General features: G+C 33.8%; 16 protein-coding genes. 6 read left to right on the forward strand and 10 right to left on the reverse strand.

The genetic code is table 11. From position 1 onward, the window contains the following. Nucleotides 1–343 precede the first annotated feature (343 nt). A complete protein-coding gene (locus tag MKY29_RS10325; protein WP_241599144.1) occupies nucleotides 344–841 on the reverse strand; it encodes a C40 family peptidase in 498 nt (165 codons plus the stop codon). Between the two features lie 589 nt (nucleotides 842–1,430). On the opposite strand from MKY29_RS10325, the gene MKY29_RS10330 reads away from it, so the two are divergent. After that, complete coding sequence (locus MKY29_RS10330; protein WP_241599142.1) at nucleotides 1,431–2,906, forward strand: UDP-N-acetylmuramoyl-L-alanyl-D-glutamate--2,6-diaminopimelate ligase; 1,476 nt, start codon at nucleotides 1,431–1,433, stop codon at nucleotides 2,904–2,906. Nucleotides 2,907–3,117: 211 nt separating this feature from the next. Here MKY29_RS10330 and MKY29_RS10335 read toward each other — a convergent pair whose 3' ends face one another. Next, entirely contained in the window at nucleotides 3,118–4,146 is a 1,029-nt protein-coding gene (locus MKY29_RS10335) for a rod shape-determining protein (protein WP_340879714.1), read from the reverse strand. Between the two features lie 610 nt (nucleotides 4,147–4,756). Here MKY29_RS10335 and MKY29_RS10340 point away from each other — a divergent pair. From MKY29_RS10340 to MKY29_RS10350, 3 genes are all read left to right on the forward strand, one after another. Then, nucleotides 4,757–5,305: a TVP38/TMEM64 family protein gene (locus MKY29_RS10340; RefSeq protein ID WP_340879715.1), complete on the forward strand. Its 549-nt coding sequence runs from the start codon at nucleotides 4,757–4,759 to the stop codon at nucleotides 5,303–5,305. Nucleotides 5,306–5,462: 157 nt separating this feature from the next. Beyond that, a complete protein-coding gene (locus tag MKY29_RS10345) occupies nucleotides 5,463–6,626 on the forward strand; it encodes an FtsW/RodA/SpoVE family cell cycle protein (protein WP_340879716.1) in 1,164 nt (387 codons plus the stop codon). Nucleotides 6,627–6,937: 311 nt separating this feature from the next. Continuing rightward, a complete protein-coding gene (locus MKY29_RS10350) occupies nucleotides 6,938–7,570 on the forward strand; it encodes a TraX family protein (protein WP_241599134.1) in 633 nt (210 codons plus the stop codon). Nucleotides 7,571–7,735: 165 nt separating this feature from the next. On the opposite strand, the gene MKY29_RS10355 is transcribed toward MKY29_RS10350, so the two are convergent. Both MKY29_RS10355 and lgt read right to left on the reverse strand, forming a co-directional pair. Then, nucleotides 7,736–8,062 carry a four-helix bundle copper-binding protein gene (locus tag MKY29_RS10355; protein ID WP_241599132.1) on the reverse strand — a complete coding sequence of 109 codons (327 nt, stop codon included), beginning with the start codon at nucleotides 8,060–8,062 and terminating at the stop codon, nucleotides 7,736–7,738. A gap of 333 nt (nucleotides 8,063–8,395) precedes the next feature. Further along, nucleotides 8,396–9,256 (reverse strand): prolipoprotein diacylglyceryl transferase, encoded by an 861-nt coding sequence (gene lgt, locus MKY29_RS10360; RefSeq protein WP_241599130.1) that lies wholly within the window; start codon nucleotides 9,254–9,256, stop codon nucleotides 8,396–8,398. Between the two features lie 562 nt (nucleotides 9,257–9,818). Here lgt and spoIIP (MKY29_RS10365) point away from each other — a divergent pair. Then, nucleotides 9,819–10,670 carry a stage II sporulation protein P gene (spoIIP, locus tag MKY29_RS10365; RefSeq protein WP_241599128.1) on the forward strand — a complete coding sequence of 284 codons (852 nt, stop codon included), beginning with the start codon at nucleotides 9,819–9,821 and terminating at the stop codon, nucleotides 10,668–10,670. 130 nt (nucleotides 10,671–10,800) lie between these two features. On the opposite strand, the gene spoIIP (MKY29_RS10370) is transcribed toward spoIIP (MKY29_RS10365), so the two are convergent. The 3 genes from spoIIP (MKY29_RS10370) to MKY29_RS10380 form a co-directional block, all read right to left on the reverse strand. Then, on the reverse strand, nucleotides 10,801–11,856 hold the full coding sequence (gene spoIIP, locus MKY29_RS10370) for a stage II sporulation protein P (protein WP_241599127.1): 1,056 nt from the start codon (nucleotides 11,854–11,856) through the stop codon (nucleotides 10,801–10,803). Between the two features lie 185 nt (nucleotides 11,857–12,041). Further along, on the reverse strand, nucleotides 12,042–12,536 hold the full coding sequence (locus MKY29_RS10375; RefSeq protein ID WP_338106595.1) for a C40 family peptidase: 495 nt from the start codon (nucleotides 12,534–12,536) through the stop codon (nucleotides 12,042–12,044). A 262-nt stretch (nucleotides 12,537–12,798) separates the two neighbouring features. Continuing rightward, nucleotides 12,799–14,310, reverse strand: a complete 1,512-nt coding sequence (locus MKY29_RS10380) for a multicopper oxidase family protein (protein WP_241599125.1) — start codon at nucleotides 14,308–14,310, stop codon at nucleotides 12,799–12,801. A gap of 352 nt (nucleotides 14,311–14,662) precedes the next feature. On the opposite strand from MKY29_RS10380, the gene MKY29_RS10385 reads away from it, so the two are divergent. Continuing rightward, nucleotides 14,663–15,052, forward strand: a complete 390-nt coding sequence (locus tag MKY29_RS10385; RefSeq protein ID WP_340879717.1) for a cytochrome C oxidase subunit II — start codon at nucleotides 14,663–14,665, stop codon at nucleotides 15,050–15,052. Between the two features lie 185 nt (nucleotides 15,053–15,237). Here MKY29_RS10385 and MKY29_RS10390 read toward each other — a convergent pair whose 3' ends face one another. The 3 genes from MKY29_RS10390 to MKY29_RS10400 form a co-directional block, all read right to left on the reverse strand. Beyond that, nucleotides 15,238–15,825, reverse strand: coding sequence for a YdhK family protein (locus MKY29_RS10390; RefSeq protein ID WP_241599121.1), 588 nt, complete (start codon nucleotides 15,823–15,825; stop codon nucleotides 15,238–15,240). Nucleotides 15,826–16,297: 472 nt separating this feature from the next. Beyond that, a complete protein-coding gene (locus MKY29_RS10395) occupies nucleotides 16,298–16,672 on the reverse strand; it encodes a hypothetical protein (RefSeq protein ID WP_241599120.1) in 375 nt (124 codons plus the stop codon). A 368-nt stretch (nucleotides 16,673–17,040) separates the two neighbouring features. After that, nucleotides 17,041–19,458 (reverse strand): heavy metal translocating P-type ATPase, encoded by a 2,418-nt coding sequence (locus MKY29_RS10400; protein ID WP_241599119.1) that lies wholly within the window; start codon nucleotides 19,456–19,458, stop codon nucleotides 17,041–17,043. Nucleotides 19,459–19,530 lie beyond the last annotated feature (72 nt).

Here is a 19,530-nt window from a genome sequence, read left to right on the forward strand (position 1 = left end):
AAGTGTACTTGACGTACAATCAGATCTCCCCAGGTAAGAGCGTAATTTTCCCCTCCACCTATCTGCTTCATTTACTCCGTACAACCTTCGGTAGAAAGGGCTTTGTTTTGTTATGCAAACTTACCCAATTGTACTTAGCCTTATATGAAGTTCGTGTTCCTCAGACCGAAGGTTTGCCGCTCGCTTCCTTCAGATTCCATGTCACCATGGACACCCTTGCGTTAAGCTAACTGTTACTTCTACCTTCACAGCTCGGGACTTTCACCCTATAGATTCCGCCCATGCTGGGCGGACATAAAAACGCCTTCCCGCGAATTGCGAAAAGGCGTTTGAATATGTAGGTTTATTTATTTGCTAAAGTTGCTTGGACATTTGCGACACGCTTAGCACCTATGTATTTTGGACCCCAATAATATGGATCGTTTAATTTTGATACTGAAACACCTTTACTAGATGAAGAATGGACGAACTTCCCATCTCCAATGTATATCCCAGCGTGAGAGACACCTTTGCCAAACGTATTAAAAAATACTAAATCGCCTGCTTTAAGGTTCTTTTTTGCGACCGATGTTCCAGTCACAGACATACCTCCAGTTGTTCGTGGTAACGTAACACCGACTTGTTTATATACGTAACCAATGAATCCTGAGCAATCAAAGCCTCTAGGTGTCGTGCCGCCCCAAACATATTTGGTACCTATAACTTTTTCAGCAGCTGATACAACTTGTGTTGAGTGTATCCCACTTGAAGCCTCTACTTGATTAGCTAATGGAGCTAAAAAGAGAAATAATGCGAATGTGAGTATCGAAATGCCTTTAAACAACTGTGACTGTAATTTCATATAAATTAAATCCTCCGTTTTATAGCTCTAGCTTAAATTATCTGAAAATTAACTAAACCCAGTTTACCACGAAATATGCATTTTAAATTTTACATTTTTGTAACAAAGAGATTACAGTTTAAACCTACTAACCCTTTTAAGTATTTGAGAGTAGTCTGAGCTAATTCGAGAAAAGGCAGCAACCGTAGAGTTTCCAACGTTCATCTTGAGATATTAACGTTTCAAAAGTTTCTAATACATTCCTTATGCAGGTGATTCGTTATAATAATCACCTCAAAATGATTGTTTTTATTGTTCATCAAGTATGTTCTCCGAAGCCAAATGGGTTAAACGTTCCGCTTTTATTACATTTTTAAAACAAATTTTAATCTGCATATTTTCTCCATATTTCTTGTGTAATCTATTCATGTTACAAAAAAACAACAAAATATTATAGTATTTTATTTGCATCATTAATGTTCAATTTTGCAACAAATATAAAATCAACAAATCATTGCTTTCAATTGAATTTTATGTTCAAGGTTCCTGAATATCTATTTATGATACAAAGAAATTAATTCCCTCGTCAGGTCAACAACACGATAAACTAATGGAGCGAAATAATTATATGAATCTACGATATCTACTAAAAACATTATCTATTACAGTCAATAACAGAGTACATCAAAACTTAAATGTTAAAGGAATAGCCTTCGATTCCTCAAAGGTTGAGAGTGGATTTTTATTCATTGCGATTACAGGTAATCATACAGATGGTCACCGTTTTATTAATGACGCAAAAAAGAATGGAGCCATTGCTATAATAGGAGAGCAAGTATTAGAATCACTTGATGTTCCTTACTTTCAAGTTCCAAATTCACGGAAAGCATTGGCTCTTTTAGCTAAGACCTTTTACAGCAATTCAACAAACAATAAAATAATAATAGGCATTACAGGTACAAATGGCAAGACAACGACTTCTTATATGTTAAAGCACATTTTAGAGTCGCAAGGATTACCCTGTTCACTATTTGGCAGTATCTCAACTATAATCAACGGAAATGAAATTCCTTCCTCTCACACTACTCTAGATGCTTTAACCTATCACCGACTTTTATCAGAAAGTTGTGATCAAGTAGTAATCATGGAAGTATCTTCCCATGGTTTAATTCAACATCGAGTTGAGGGGATTGAGTTTGATTATTGCATTTTCACAAATTTAGAGCATGAACATTTAGACTACCATCGTGATATGGAGTCTTATTTTAAAGCAAAACAGTCTTTATTTACTCACATGAAGTCAAATGGAATAGCAATTGTTCACTCCTCAAGTGAATGGGGGGAGAGGTTAAGTACATATGTGAATTTACTTGAGAAAAAATTGATTAAGATTAATGGAAATAATCCTACCTATACAATTAATGGTAAAGAGCTTTTCGGAAACACCATGTACAGTAACAAAGGAAATCTCCTGACAACAAGCATGAAAGGAAAGCACAATATTGAAAATGCTGCATTAGCCTTTTCTACAGCTGTTTCTTTAGGATTCAGTCCCCCAATAATTGTAGATGCTTTGAAAGAATTTAAAGGAATACCTGGAAGGTATCAAATTCATCCTCATCCTAGTGGTGCTACTTTTTTAATAGACTATGCACATACAGAAAAAGCTTTTTATCACATTCTTGATACAGTAAAATCACAGGAACCGCGAAAAATTATTCATATCTTCGGTTTTAGAGGTAATCGAGATGTGAAAAAGAGGATAAAGATGTTTAACATGTCTTTGAAGTACTGTGATAACTGTATTTTAACGTTTGATGATTTAAATGGAGTTACTTCTGATCAAATGATTAAAGACCTTGAGTCTTTTGGACATCATGAAAAATGCGTGATAATTCCTGATCGAACAGATGCTATTAAATACGCATGGGAACTGGCAAAGAATCGTGATTGGATTGTTATAACCGGTAAAGGAAATGAACTTTATCAACAAATTTATTCTATACCTACTCTCTCTGACTCCCAAACATTACAGTATTTATTTGACCAGGTCCAAAACGTAGATCCTTTTTATTCCAAAAGTTAAATTATGGATTATTTTGCATCTGTTTTTGGAGGGATTTTATATTCCTAAATTAAGATAACAATAGTCTACAAACAAAAAGGACCACCCTTTAGGGGTGATCCTTTTTTGTTCATTGCTAACTATAAGAAATCGTTTATTGCATCGGCTGTTTGAATTTTGTCGGCAGTCAGGATACGAGAAACAATGATTTTTTGAATAAATAAATGGAATTTCACTTCCCTTTACTTTTTAATAAATGTATGTTTTTAAATACTTCTGCCGTTCCATTTACAACACAATCGAGTGGGTTGTCCGCAATAAAGACTGGAATTTTTGTTTCTACATTAAGTATCTCGTTTAAACCTCGTAGCATAGCACCTCCGCCAGTTAACACAATACCTCTTTCTAGAATATCTGCAGCAAGCTCAGGTGGGGCTTGTTCTAGCGTAGCTCTTACCAATTCAACAATGGCTTGTATCGTATCACTTAGTGCCTCCCGAACTTCATAATCTGAGATTTCAACAGTCTTAGGCAGTCCTGTCAATAAATCACGTCCACGAATTTCTTTATTTCCATTAACGCTTCTTTTGAAAATATCTTCTTCTGTTTCAGACTGACCCATTTCAATTTTAATTTGTTCTGCTGTATGCTCTCCAATAATCAAATTGTACGTTTTACGAACATAGTTCATAATGGTCTGATCCATTTCATCACCGGCAGCTCTAATGGATTGACTAACGACAATCCCACCTAATGAAATAATAGCAGTTTCCGTCGTCCCTCCACCGATATCAACAACCATCGAACCTGTTGACTCCCATACAGTCAATCCTGCCCCAATGGCTGCAGCAAATACTTCTTCTATTGGAACCACTTCTCTTGCTCCTGCTTGAATCACAGCATCAATTACTGCACGTTTTTCAACTCTTGTAACGCCCGATGGAACGCATACTACAATACGAGGTTTGGAAGAAAAAATGCTCTGCTTTTTTGCCTGTTTAATATAATGATTCAACATAAGTGTTGTATTTTCATAATCCGCAATCACTCCATCTCTCATAGGTCGTATTATAATAATTTTTCCATGTGCACGTCCAATCATTTTTTTTGCTTCATTTCCAACAGCAACGACTTTATTTGTATTCTTTTCTATCGCAATAACCGACGGTTCGCGTACAACAATGCCTTTTCCTTTTACAATTACAATGGTGTTAGCCGTTCCTAAATCTATTCCTATATCTGCTGTTTTGTAACTAAACATCATCTATTTCTCCTCTATGTTGTCTTAGAACTTTTAAATAGAACAACCAATTAGTTTAAGTGCCAGAACTAGTTCTGTCATTATACTTCCCTCTTTTTCATCTGAACAAAAACGATTTAATTTTGATTTTGTATTTAACTTTAAAGGGCTATTATTTAAAATACTCGAAAATTATGCAAAAAATATGGAGATAGTTAGAATGCATATAATTAAACGGATTCAAATTTAAAAAACTGGCTAGCACCGTAGTCAGCTTGTCGTGTCTATCTATATATATTTATTTTCATCGATTGAATATTCTAGACTTCTATTATGCACAATTACATTAATTAATGGATAGGAAATTACAATTATTGGAACTATTTACCTGAAGGATATAACATAGGTCAAGATAAGAAACAAGAAGGAAGGATAAATGCATTTAAATAAGATGAATTAAAAACTAATTCTCCATAACTTTTCCATACTTTTTCGCTATTATATACAGTACATAAGGAAGGAGTATCCTCATCATCTGTACAAACCGCTTGTGAAACGATGATGGAGCGACAATATAAATAGATGATACTAAGTAAATACTATAATCATTATCATAGGTGGTTTATAATCTGTGAATGAATCGATAACACTCATTTCTTTAATGAGCACAACAATAAAATTTATCTTATTACTTTTCTTGAACTTGGGGATTGGTGCAATTGGCTTTATACCAAGTTTCTTTGTTACTGCTATCAACATAAACTCCTTGGGTTTAGTGCTTGGTGTCATTCTTACATTTACAGGAGAAATTTTTGGTGCAATTATTGGTTTTCACATGTATCGGTGGGGCTTCTCTAAAATTAATCCTGGATGGCTAAGTCATTCAATTTTTAAAACTATAAAAAATAGTTCTCGCATGCATGTGTTCACACTAATTATTCTTTTTCGAATTTTACCATTTGTTCCATCTGGGATAGTTACCGCAGGTGCTTCTTTAACAACTATTAACGGATGGCGTTTTATGACTGCAAGTTCAATCGGGAAAGTACCTGCAGTTGTCGTCGAAGTGGCAATAGTCTTTGGGGTTCTTCAAAAAATATCAATGAATTATTTATACGGGGTTATGATCTTGTTATTGGTTATATTTACACTTTTTTGGATTAAAAAGAGTCCTAATTAATAAGATATTCACTGATATAAACAACTTAGTTTTCCACTTTAGGTTTTAGAAAGAAATAGCTAGTCTCTTTTAACACGATGACTCTACCCCTTGGTTAGTATTAAAAAAGAATAGCTACTATTACTATTTATATTAGATTTAATAAAGAGGTAAATAAATGAAAGAAAATAAATTCAATAATCTAGATATAATAATTTACTTGGTAATTATTTTGTTTATGATTGTAAGTTGTACCTTCATATATAGCGCACAAAAATTTTTGCCGTATGATGATAACTTTGCGTTAAAACAAGCAATATGGTTCATATTCGGCATGATCATTTCGGCAATTGTATATTTTTTTGATTTTGAACAAATAAAAAAATTATCTCTTTATTTATATATATTTGGTAACTTAATTCTGGCTTTGCTTATTATATCTCCAGAAACAATAGCACCTAATATTAAAGGAATAAAAGCTTGGTTTTTAATACCGGGATTTGGTTCTATTCAACCTTCAGAATTCATGAAAATCTTTTTAATTCTTTACTTAGCGAGAGTAATATCTAATCACAACGAGAAATATCCAATAAAATCTTTAAAGTTAGACTTTTTTCTGTTATTTAAAATTCTTGCTGTAACTCTAATTCCGTTAATCTTAGTAGCTGTTCAGCCCGATTTAGGGACTGGTATGGTTATGGTTTCTATTATGGTAGGCATGATACTCATCTCAGGTTTAAATATGAGAATAATATTATCTGTTTTTGTAACTGTATTAATATCTTTAGGATTATTTGTATTAGCGTTTTTATACAGACCCAACTTATTATTGTATGTAATGGACCGGTATCAAATAGAAAGAATAAATTCTTGGTTAGATCCATTCGCGGACACTTTGGGAACAAGCTATCAATTAAGTCTATCTATAACTTCAATAGGTTCAGGTATGTTAACTGGGAAGGGATACGGTAATGGCGTTGTTGCAGTACCTGAGGCGCATTCTGACTTTATTTTTACAACCATTTCGGAGGAGTTTGGTTTTGTTGGTTCTGCAGGAATAATTTTAATGTATTACCTTATAATATACAGAATTTTCAGAATAGCGTATAAAAACAAAGGTGAGTATGAAACTTTAATTGCTGCTGGAGTTATTTCTATGATTTTATTTCATGTTTTTGAAAATATTGGAATGGTGATAGGCCTCGTTCCTATTACTGGGATTCCCCTTCCATTGTTTAGTTATGGAGGAAGTTCCATTCTGGCTACTATCTTTGCACTAAGTATAATCATAAACATATCACTTAACACGAAAGACTACATGTTCGGTGGTGAAGATGATTAATATACAAAAAAATAGAATAATATTACTTGGCGTTCTGTGTAATCTTCTCATCCTAATAGTAGGAATTCTAGCAGCTATTTATTTCTATTAATTTTAAATGCAATTCTTTTTGCAATATTTAAAATTCAAAACGCTAATATAAGGTGAATAGTTAACTCTCAATAGCTATTCTCATGATAGAACAATTGAAAAAAATAAAGAGGGGAATTTATTAGTCTTCCATATTATCTTTTACCCAATAGACAGTCCAATCGAGGTATTAGAAATTCAAATTTTCTACTTCAAGAGACTTTTATTATAGGAGTGTTCAAATGTTGGAATGGATAGCAATGATAACGATGCTTATAGACCATTTAGGTGCTACGTTTTATCCGGAGGTTTCAGTAATGAGAATGATTGGAAGGCTAGCATTTCCTCTTTATTGTTTTTTTATAGTTATTGGATTAAGTAGAACACGAAATCAAAAACGGTATCTTAAACGACTTTTATTTATCGCATTAATATCACAAATCCCATATAACCTTGTGTTTCCATCATTAGGTTTAAATGTTGTATTTGGGTTATTGGTAGGAGCTATTTTGATTTATATTTATGAAAAATACAATTCCGTATTTAAATGGGTTCTTATCACAGGAATATGCATTGTAGTTATTATATTTAATGATTACATTAGTTACGGTATATATGGTGTATCACTATGTCTGTTGTATTACTTTTTAAAAGAAAATGCGTTTAAACTAGTATGTGCTCATATAATTCTTAATATCATGTTTAACTTTCAACAAACTGGTAATTTTATTAGTGGTCAAATGTTAAGTGTTTTGGGAACTCTTATTATTATTTGGAGAAATAAACTACCACATATGCCAGTACCAAGAAAATTCTATCAAGCATTTTATCCTAGCCATTTACTGCTAGTAGGGATATTATCTTATTTGTTATGAGATGCAACTTTATAGGTAAAAAGTAACAATCTATGAGTCTCCTCATTAACTTCAATGGATCTTATTATGTATTATTTTCTTTAATAATTTTAGGCTACCGCTAAAGTCATTTAGTTAGACTTTTGCAGTAGCCTTTTTAAAATGTTTTATTCTCCGTAAATCTTCTTAGGCGCTCATATTACGACATGCTTCAGCACATTTGCGGCATGACTCAGCACATCTTTGGCAATGGTCATGTTCGTGTTTAGCACACTCTTCTCCACAGCGTTCACAAATTTCTGCACATAGTTGGCATATTTCTTTCACAAAAGGACTGTTCGAAGTCATCGCTTGTATCGCAAAGGCACAAGCATCTGCACAAGCGCGATCTAATCGTATACAATCGACCATCATCTTAACATCGCCTTCTCTTAAACAAGCATCAAAACATGTGTTACAAGCCTTTAGACATTCCATACAAGCTTTAAGACATTCTTCATATTTCTGATTCATTGAAAATTCCTCCTATTATATACAATATTTTTATTCTCTATTACTATTCCCTGAAGATGTAAGTACAAACTAAAAAATAAAAACTCCTTAAAAACTCCTTAATTGCTATATCCTTTTTTTGTTATATGTTATTTTTTCACAATAATAAAAGCGATTCTCTAACCATAAGAGAAAAAAATCTTTGACCACTACTCCAGAGTGGTTATTCCCTTTGTAATGTCTCTGGTAATTATCTTTGCCATTGAATATGTAAGAAACCTAAAAATCTCGTCAATTCTAAAGAGAGTGACGAGATTTTCTTTGTACTATCCATTTTAACAGTAAGTAAGATTATTATTTTTTAGATTGCGAAGGCTTGTTTATAGTGACTGGCTTATTCATATCTAAATACTTAACAATTGGTTGGATGTTGATACGGCGATAAATGATAGCAATCAAACCAATCAAAATACTAGCGATTGATACAAGCTGTGCAGAACGTAAATCATCTATTAAATATAAGCTGTCTGTACGCATTCCCTCTATAAAGAAGCGACCGATAGAATACCAAATTAGATAAGTGAAGAAAATCTCACCTTGGCGTAGATTTACTTTACGTAGCCCAAGTAAAATGAATAGTCCTAATAAATTCCATGAAGATTCGTATAAAAAAGTTGGATGAACATATGTTTTTATTTCTACAATGTACATTTGATTAATAATCCAATTAGGGAGAAATAAATTCTCTAAAAATTCACGACTAACGGGGCCCCCATAAGCCTCCTGGTTTATAAAATTACCCCATCGACCAATAACTTGACCAATTAATATACTTGGAACAATAATATCTGCCACTTTTAAAAAGGAAACTTCTTTAATTTTACAGAATATATAGGAAGTAATAAAAGCACCAATTAAGGCACCATGAATCGCTATCCCACCATTCCATATCTCAATGATTTTACTAGGATTAGCCCCATAATATTCCCATTTCATTGATACATAGTATAATCTTGCACAAATAATAGATATCGGGATAGCCCACATGAGTAAATCGGTCAAAAAGTCTTCCGGGAACCCACGTTTTAAAACTTCACGTTGCCCCACTAAGTAAGCTAAAATAATACCTATCACAATAATTACCCCATACCACCGGACAGATATAGGCCCTACTTGAAATGCTATTGGATCAATAGCAGTCAATATAATCCCCATTAAATAATCCTCCTTGAATTACCGTAAAATACTTTATTCTATGCCAACTAGATTTACTTTTAATTTGCATCAAATACTTCAGTAATTCCTTTTTGGCTTTCAAATACAAATCTTTTCTCATCCTCATGTTCAAGCATGGATGGAATATTAAAATCATTTTCTCCTGTTCAATCCGCTAATGTTAAAGGGTTCTTAAGGCTCATATGGCCATATCCATCTCACTTTTCTGTCTGTCATTTCCCTTCCAACTGTTTTATATGAGTGTGATTTTATTATAACCTGAATTATTCGTGCTACATCCCCTGATAACAAATACTGACGTATGATAGTTATCCATATTTTTGATTTCATTGTTGTACTTTTTGTTTCATTAATACGTAAGTAGTATATCAAATAAATATGGAAAAATTATGGATTTATAAGCCTATACTAAATGAACGAACCAATGTAGTTAATATTAGTCGTAATATTAGTGCACTTCCCTTAAATTTTAAGGCTTATCTTACAAAAGCCGGTTCTATTTCCTAAACTTCCAACATATTGTTGTTTGAGGTGTTTTAATATGCGAAACCAAACAAGAACTATTGTCGGATTAACTTTACTGCTTTTTATGTCACCAATTATTATAGCTACTCTTAGTCTTAGTAAACCTCAACAAATAAGAATTCTGGACAATGCTGTTGAGAAGGCTGACAAGAAATCAGTCGTCTACGCTGCAACTCAAAATCAAAATCTTGATAATATCAATTTCATTGAACCAAAGAAAGCATTATTACTTTTTACACACTCCCACGAATCCTTTATACCAATAGTAAAAAATGAGACCGGTCAAGCAGAGGTATATCACTCAACCTCAAACATAACCGCTTTTGAAGAAATAATTAGAAATCAGTTTAGTCTAAATTCTATTGAAACTGAGTTTCTCGGAATTGACACCATGAGCGAGTTAAAGAAAACGAATCGTACTTTTCCAGAAGCCTATAAGGTTGTCCGTCCTTATTTAACAGAAAATGTTCGGAACAATAAATACGACATAATTATTGATTTACACAGAGATTCTACAACTAGGAAAAATTCGACACTAACTTACAATAATGAAACATTTGGAAAAATATATTTTGTAGTGGGGGAAGAGCATCCGAATTACCTTATAAACAAATCCTATGCTCAACTTCTTTCCTCACAATTAAATGAATTGGTTCCTGGAATATCTAAAGGCGTCGTCGGTAAAAAAGGAGACCATGTGGACGGCATTTATAATCAAGATCTTGCTAACAATATGGTGTTAATAGAACTTGGTGGAATCGATAATACTCAGGAAGAAATTAATCGTACAATTTCAGTTTTAGCAAAAGCTATTTCAGAACTATTACAAGATCAATCTAATAACCTAGTATCACATGCAGGACTTTAAAATTACAAAATGAAATGCACCTTGAAGCCTTATGACTTAAGGTGCATTTAACTTTAAGATATCAAGTAATTTGAAATATAATAGGAAAACGACAACGAACTAAGTAATGTCTTGGATCAAAAAATTTGATTTACTTTTCTTCATGAAAATAATATTCACTTAAAACATCAGCAAAAACTTCTGTAGTTCGGTGAAGCTCTTCTACTGTATTATCTACGCCTCCAATTTCCACAATAATAGAGTTTGGAGAAATATCTTGATTATAAATTCCATTTCCTTGTTTACTGCTTTTTTGCATTATGCCTTTGGACAGTCCGGGGTATTGATTATCTAAAATTGTTTGTAGACCTTCCGCGAACGTAAGATTCTTTTCAAAACCTTCATGGCCCGTACCTACAACAAATAACAATTTGGCATAATTTACTCCATTCATTAAAGTAGTAGTAGAATCACTACGTAAAGAATCGCGATGCAAATCTAGAAAGATCTCTAAATCTTTATTTTCTTTTAACGCAGCACGTACTTGCTCTCCTGAGACATTATAAGAACTGGTATAGTTTAAACCTCTTGTAGCTAGTTCTTGAACGATATCGGTTGAATTGACTGTTGTTCCTACTCCCCTACTTTCCAGTGCTCTTCCAAGCAGTTCTCCTACTAATGTAATATTTGCTTTTGAGTGGTATGCTTCTTCAGGTTTATCAGTTTCTTCTAAATATGGTAAAAAAGATTCCCTGCTATGAGTATGGTAAATATACAGGACTTCCTTTCCGAAAGTTGAATGGGACGATGAAATTTCTTTGGGGGATTTCATATTTTCAAAAAGAGCATCAATATTCTTTATAATAAGTTCTCTTTCGTTAAAGAAAGCGTCCATAGTAGGCTCAAATTCATCCCTATCATCTAGATTCAAGTTAGATTTCCCCCCTGTATCTAGATTAGGTGTTTCAGTAGATATCCCATCTAATTCATCAGATGAGTTATTAATTGGTTCAACATGAAAAAAAGGGTAGATTCTATCATCAAATGTGTTTTCTTCCTCTACTTTAGGGTTGTAAAAAAATGTCATCCAAAAAGCAAAAAGCAAAAGAATAAATAGCAAAATTGACAGGTATAATAAAACTATTAGTAAAGTATTTTTCTTTTTCTTTATTGTGTTCTTTTCTTTGTTTAGGGAGCTAGAAGACATTTGGCCCCTCCTATAATTTATCTTTTGAATACGATTTAGTTTAATTTATATTAAAAACATACCATAAAAAAGTATAACAAATAATTGTGGATAATATATGGACAAGAAAGATTTTCTTACCTCCAAAACATAAAAAGTACAATCATCTATAAAGTGGATGATTGTACTTAAAAAATCTCTAAAACTTAGTTATTAGTATTTTTTCCTTTTTCCATAGCTACAGTTACATTAGATAACCGTTTCGCTCCTGCATATTTAGGTCCCCAATAAGGATCTGTTTTTAAGTTAGCTTTTAAAATACCCTTACTTTTTGCAGAAATAAACTCCCCGTTACCCAAATAAATTCCAGTGTGAGAAATACCTTTTTTATATGTATTTGCAAAAAACACTAGGTCACCAGGTAGTAGTTTATCTTTTGCAACTGTTTTACCAACCTTAAATTGTTCTGCTGATGTTCTTGGTAGACTAATGTCAAATTTATTAAAAACATATCTGATGTATCCTGAACAATCAAATCCTGCTGGAGTTGTTCCTCCAAACTTATAAGGAGTACCATATAACTTTGAAGCAAAAGAACCAATTTCAGATGAAATAGCAGCATTGGCCTTATCCGCTGAAAATAATTGTAAAGAAAAAATTAGAGAGACTGCAACTAATGTTTGAATTATTCGATTTCTCATTTTACACCCCGGTAGTTATTATTTTTATAAGCATAACTTTATCACAACTCCTCAATTATATTCATTACGTTTCAATTACAAATTCATTACAAATACCTGGTTTAATTTTTGAATCTATAATTTTTCGGGTCTTTTAATCTATTTTATAGTTAATAATTAACTAAAACCAAAAGAGCTTATTCTTTTACGAATAAGCCCTTAGACTTAGAAAAAATACTTTAGCGTTAATTTTACAGACTTCCAACATATCAATATATTAAGTTTATTCCACTTTCACCTGTCCCATCATGCCATTCTCTTCATGTTCAAGAATATGACAATGGAACATATACACGCCTTTATGTTTAAATTGTACAGCAATCTTTACTGTCTCATCGGGTTTTATAGATATACTGTCTTTCCATCCTCTTTCATTTTCCGCTGGTTCTTTTCCATCTCTCGATAGTATTTTAAATTGTGTCCCGTGAATGTGGAATGGATGATTCATCCCACCCATCTCGTCTGGTTTATTATAAATTTCCCAGACCTCCGTAACTCCTTGTTCCTGAGTAAAATCAATTCGATTCGGGTCAAATTTCATTCCATTTATTGTTACTTGGTCCATCATCCCAAAGAGTTCCACTTTCTTAGTAACTGGCAAATTCATCTCTTCTTCTGTCAATGAAAAATTATTCATCTCTGTTGGAATACTGCTATTCATTCCACTTTGATCCGAAACCTCAAATGGTAAAAGGACAGAACCATCCTCATTTACCAAAGCCAAGTCATTTGCTGTGTTAAGCTGTGAAAAATCAACAACAATTTCGGCTCTCTCGGAAGGCGTCAGTGTAACTTCCTTTAAGGTAACCGGTTCATTCAAAAAACCACCATCCGTTGCAATTTGAACAAAGGAATCTCCAGTATTCAATTTAAAAGTGAAATTCCTTGCATTAGAACCATTTAATAAACGGAGACGTACTTTCTCTTTGTTTACAGTCAACTTTGAATTCAATGTTCCATTAATCAGTAACGTATCTCCGATTGTCCCATCTTCATTCATTGCAGCACTATAATTCATTTGCTTCTTATCATCAAATGTTTTATCTTGAAAAATCAAGGGGAAATCATTCTTTCCATAATCACCTGGCAATCCAAGACTTTTTGAATTCTCATCTTCAATATAAATCAATCCTGCAAGCCCATTGTATACCTGTTCAGCGGTTTTGCCCACCGGATGGGGATGGAACCATAACGTTGATGCTTCCTGCGCCACTTTAAATTCAATGATATTTTCTTCTCCAGGTTTAATAACGCTATGTGGCCCGCCATCTTCTTCACCAGACACCTCTAATCCATGCCAATGAAAAGTTGTATCCTCTTGGAGGTCATTTATCGTTCTAATTTTTACTGTCTCACCTTTCTCAAGACGAAGCATTGGTCCTAAAAACGTCCCATTGTATCCATATGTAGTTGTTTCGATCCCATCGAAAATCTCAGTTTTCCCTTCTTGTGCTCTTACAGTGTAGACGACTCCTTCTTCATTATCGGGTTTTAGCATAGAAGGGATTTTCAATTCGTTTTCCCCTGTTGAGTCGTTTAGACTTACAACCTCATCATGACTCATATGCTCATTTTCCTTCATGTCGTCATCCATATCCATCGTTGAATGATCCATCTCTTCATCATTCATTGTTGAATGATCCATTTCCTCATCTGGTTGTGAATTAGTATTACTGCAACCGCTGATTACCAATATACTAATCGCCAATGCGGAAATCTTAATTTTTATTCCCATTACTTATTTCCCCTCTTCTCTTGATTATTTCTTTTGTAGCGTAACAAAAGAATATGAAAAAAATATGCAGATGAGGGGCGTGTAACAAATCCGCCATAATATATGTATAAAATTTACAGTATTTAATTGCAATTCTAAAGGGTAAATTGATCCCGTAAATACACCTAAGTAGATATTAAGGGCACTTTGTTTCATCTGATTCAATATTGAATGAATGTGAGATTTATTACTCAATAATAATCGTTCATCATTCTGTCATATTTTCTCCATGGAAAATGGATAAATGATAGATATCATTATGTATAGAGGGATATAAAGAAATAAATCCCCAAACACATAGGAGGTATTCATATTGAAAAAATGGTTATTGGCAACGTTTTTCTTAAGTGTTTTGTTTGTTCTTGCCGCGTGTGGTGGGAAGGATACAAGTAATGGAACTGGACAGGTAGAAAATACAAGTTCTTCAGATGAAGCAAACGTTAGCAATGAATTAAATATTACGGCAATCAATTTTGAATTCGATCAGACAGAATACACTGTAAAATCCGGTGAAACGGTTAAAATATCTTTTGCAAACAAGGAAGGTATGCACGGAATTGCTATCGATGGTCTTGATGTTGACATCAAAGGTGATGGAGGGGCCACTTTCACACCTCCAGAGCCGGGAGAATATACAATCTATTGTAATATTCCATGTGGGACGGGACACGCCGATATGAAGTCAACACTAATTGTCACTTAACTTTAAGTAATTTTACTAACTTTTATTAAATGTAGACGATAAAAGATTAGAACAAGCTAGATATGTTTTATACAAGGTAAGAGTTTAAAACTCTTCACCTTGTTATTTTACTTAAAACCCCCTGTAAAAAGAGCTTATTCTTTGACGAATAAGCTCTTTTTACGGGGGTTTAAGGAATTTATCCTTTATTTAGCAGACAGTTCACTTTCAGTTACCCATTTATGATTTTTGACTTCTTCTCCACCAGTTGTCGGAATGTAATCAACCATATACACAGTTGTATCTTCGGATGAATCAATTTCCGCAGTTGCTCCTTTCATTCCTTCCATATGATCTGCTTCTATAGTTACTGTAGAACCGGGTTCTAAAGTATTATCACCAGCATCTTTTATCTCTTCTTGAATGACCCATTTATGATTTTCTACTCTTTCTCCACCAGTTGTCGGAGTATATGAAATTGTATAAACTGTAGTGTCGTAGGCACCCACTATAGTTGCCTCGGCACCCTTCATGCCTTCCATGTGATCTGTTTCCAGAATCGCTTGACTTCCTTCTTCAAAAGTTGGATTTTCAGCTACTTTTAAGCCTTCAGGAACTTCTCCTGATCCAGACATGTCCATACTTGAATGATCCATACCTTCCATATTTTCACCAGAACTTTCGTTCGTGTCCACGCTTTCATTTGTGTTCGTTTCCTTTTCATCACCAGCACAAGCAGACATTGTAACTGTGATAGCCAACGAACCAAGTACCATAATTAATTTTTTTCTCATTGTTATCCTCCTCTAAACTCTAATAAATTTACAACAAGATACACCTCGTTGTTTTAAACATCTTACACTGAAATTATGGAAAAATTATGCAGACCAGTTACTCAATATTGTAATGAACTGAATTTTATCACTATGTAAATTGTCTTTATAAATTTATTGTTCCCTATGTGATTGAAAAAAAACTAGGAACTTTAGATTAATTTTAAATTAAACGGCCTTTTTTAAACACCGTAGCACATCATATTTTTTATATTGTTTTCCTACAATTTGTATATCAATGCAGTAAATAAGATAACTTGTATTAACAGTAAACGACGTAACAACAAAATAATCAATTCTTCCGTACAAATAATTTTACATACAAAACGAGCATTGATTCTTGTGAAATCAACGCTCTCGTTAATATTAAATAATATCTATCATATTGGTTACTATTAGTTATTCACTTAAGAGTAGTAAAGTCTAGAAACAATTATATAAAAAACCACCTGATAGAGGCCCAGGATATCAATAGAAAAGCGCTTGATATAGCGAAGAAATACCAAATAAACTGTCTACTTTCTTGATTTTGCAGTTTTTTATAATCTTTATAAGAGATTTCCCCCATAGCGTACCTTAACCCATTTTCATTTGGTTCTACACTAATTTGTAATCCTTCATTGTTTTCTAAATTTACCCTTGTAATTAGTGATATTTCTTTTCCGCTACTTTGCATTGTGAAATCTTGTATTCCAACATTCTTTTCACTAATAAAATCCAAACTTACCGGTTTATATATAGAGTTTTTAATTATCTTATCACTTATGATAAGAGCTTGTTGTTCGATTACATTAGTTGAAAAGCACATATTTTTCACCTCATAATTATTATATTCAATCATGTTCTAAAGGTACTCAAATGCGTAAAATAAAGGTGATTATTGCCTTGAAATTCTATAATAGAATGGTAAACTTTATCTTTATTCGGAAGACTTTTAAATACCTTACAAAAAACATGTTAATAGTGCAAACTTAGTGATTATTCATAGATAAAATTATGGAGGTTTTAACCAAAGGCTAGATACAGAAGTTGTATCTTTCCACTTCTTTATAGGTTGGGTATTTTATTTATTAATGATTTCATAATTAGTGTACGTAGTAGTCTATTATTGAAATTTTTTACACACCATGTAAGATAAATAAAATTAGCCCACCGAAGTGGGTCAGATTAAAATTTTTACTTTTCTAGTTTTACTCTTTGAAGTCGTAATGCATTTAGGACAACAGATACGGAACTAAATGCCATAGCCGCCCCCGCTACCCAAGGTGCTAGTAACCCGACTGCGGCAATCGGTATGCCTAACGTGTTATATGCGAATGCCCAAAACAGATTCTGTTTAATATTTCTCATCGTTTTGTGGCTCATAATAATTGCATCGGCTATGCTGTTTAAGTCTCCTCTAATCAATGTTATATCTGCAGCTTCCATCGCAACGTCTGTTCCTGTTCCAATTGCCATCCCGATATTTGCGACTGCAAGAGCTGGAGCATCATTAATTCCATCTCCAACCATTGCTACTTTCTTTCCAGCTACCTGAAGTTTTTTAACTTCTTCGGCTTTTCCTTCAGGAAGTACCTCAGCGATAACATGATCTATTCCAACCTCATTACCAATCGCTTTAGCTGTACGTTGGTTATCACCAGTCATCATAATCACTTCAATATTCATATTGCGTAAACGCTTGATGGCTTTCTTAGACGTTTCCTTGATTGTATCCGCAACCGCAATAAGCCCTGCATATTGACCGTCTATACTTGCCAGCATCGCAGTTTTCCCATTTGCCTCTAATTCTTCCATTATTGTTAATATGTTAGAAATATCCACGTGATACTGATTCATTAATTTTCGAGTTCCTACAAGAACTTCTTTTTGATTAACTGTTGTTTTTACTCCATATCCAGGGATTGCTTCGAAATCTTGAACTGTACCGAGTAATATCCCTCTATTTTGAATTCCTTTCACAATTGCTTCCGCAAGTGGATGTTCCGATTGTTTCTCTGCTGTACCAACCAAAGAAAGAAACTCCTCTTCATTTACACCATCTGCAACAATTACATCAGTTAACTCTGGTTTACCATTTGTAACTGTACCAGTTTTATCAACAACTACTGTATCAATATGGTGCGTGGTTTCGAGATGTTCTCCACCTTTAAACAGAATACCAAACTCAGCTGCCCGACCTGAACCTGCCATAATGGAGGTGGGTGTTGCAAGACCAAGTGCACATGGACATGCAATAACAAGAACGGCAATCAGAGCTTCGAGTGCAGGAGTAACTTCTCCTGGGTTCACCCATATAATCCATACTAAAAAAGTAATAATGCCAATACCTATTACAATTGGCACGAACACGCCAGATATTTTGTCTGCAAGCCTTTGAATTGGGGCTTTGGATCCTTGAGCATCTTCCACTACTTTAATTATTTGAGAAAGAGCTGTGTCTCTTCCGATTTTCGTTGCTTTCATTCTAATAAAACCATTTTTATTAATTGTAGATCCAAACAAAGAATCACCAATCGTTTTATCGACTGGAATACTTTCACCAGTTAACATTGACTCGTCGACAGCAGAGTTTCCCTCCATAACCTCTCCATCAACCGGTATTTTTTCACCAGGTTTCACTAAAATAATATCTCCAGTTACAACTTCTTCAAGAGGTATTTCTATTTCCTTTTCATCTCTTAGGACCAAGGCTGTTTTAGCTTGAAGTCCCATAAGCTTTTTAATAGCCTCAGATGAACGCCCCTTTGCTTTTGCTTCGAAAAGTTTACCTAATATAATTAGGGTAATCAGCACTGAGCTCGTTTCAAAGTACAGTTGGGCAGTGTGATGCTCACCTATGGTAATGATGGCCTGATAAACACTATAAAAATAAGCTGCGGATGTTCCCATAACAACTAGGACATCCATATTGGCACTCCCATTTCGCAATGCTTTATAAGCACTTACATAAAACTGTTTCCCAATGACAAATTGGACTGGTGTTGCCAGAGCCATTTGTACCCATGGATTCATAAGAAAATCGGGCATATAAATAAATGATGTAAAAGAAAAGTGACCAACCATAGACCACAATAAGGGAAGAGACAAAATTGCAGAGATAATAAATTTTTTCTTTTGTTTTTGAATGACTTGCTCTCGGTAATCTATTGCTTCTTTTTCATCTTCTTTATTGATTGCCCCATATCCTAATTTCTCCACTCGCGCAATAATATCCGAAACGTTAATCTGAGAAGGATTATATTCAATAGTTGCATTTTCAAGCGCTAGATTTACGTTGGCAAATGAAACTCCCTCTAGCTTGTTAAGACCTTTTTCAATTCTCGTAGCGCAGGCAGCGCAGGTCATTCCTGTTATTGCAAACTCTTTATTCTCCTTTGCGACGCCATACCCTAGATCTTGAATTTTCTTTTCAAGATCTTGATTTGTCAATTTTTCAGGATCGTATTTAATCGTAGACTTTTCAAGAGCCAAGTTTACGTTGGCTTGTTCTACGCCCTCCATTTTATTTAGGCCTTTTTCAATTCTTGTTGCACAGGCCGCACAGGTCATCCCTGTAATTTGTAGGCTGGTTTCTTTTACTTCATTACTCATTTTGTTTTAACCTCTCCTTTAAATACTGCCAGGGGGTATAGATGGAAGTAAGAAAGAGAGTGCCAAATAGCA

The sequence above is a fragment of the Psychrobacillus sp. FSL K6-2365 genome (assembly GCF_038003165.1).
Classification (GTDB): Bacteria; Bacillota; Bacilli; order Bacillales_A; family Planococcaceae; genus Psychrobacillus; species Psychrobacillus psychrodurans.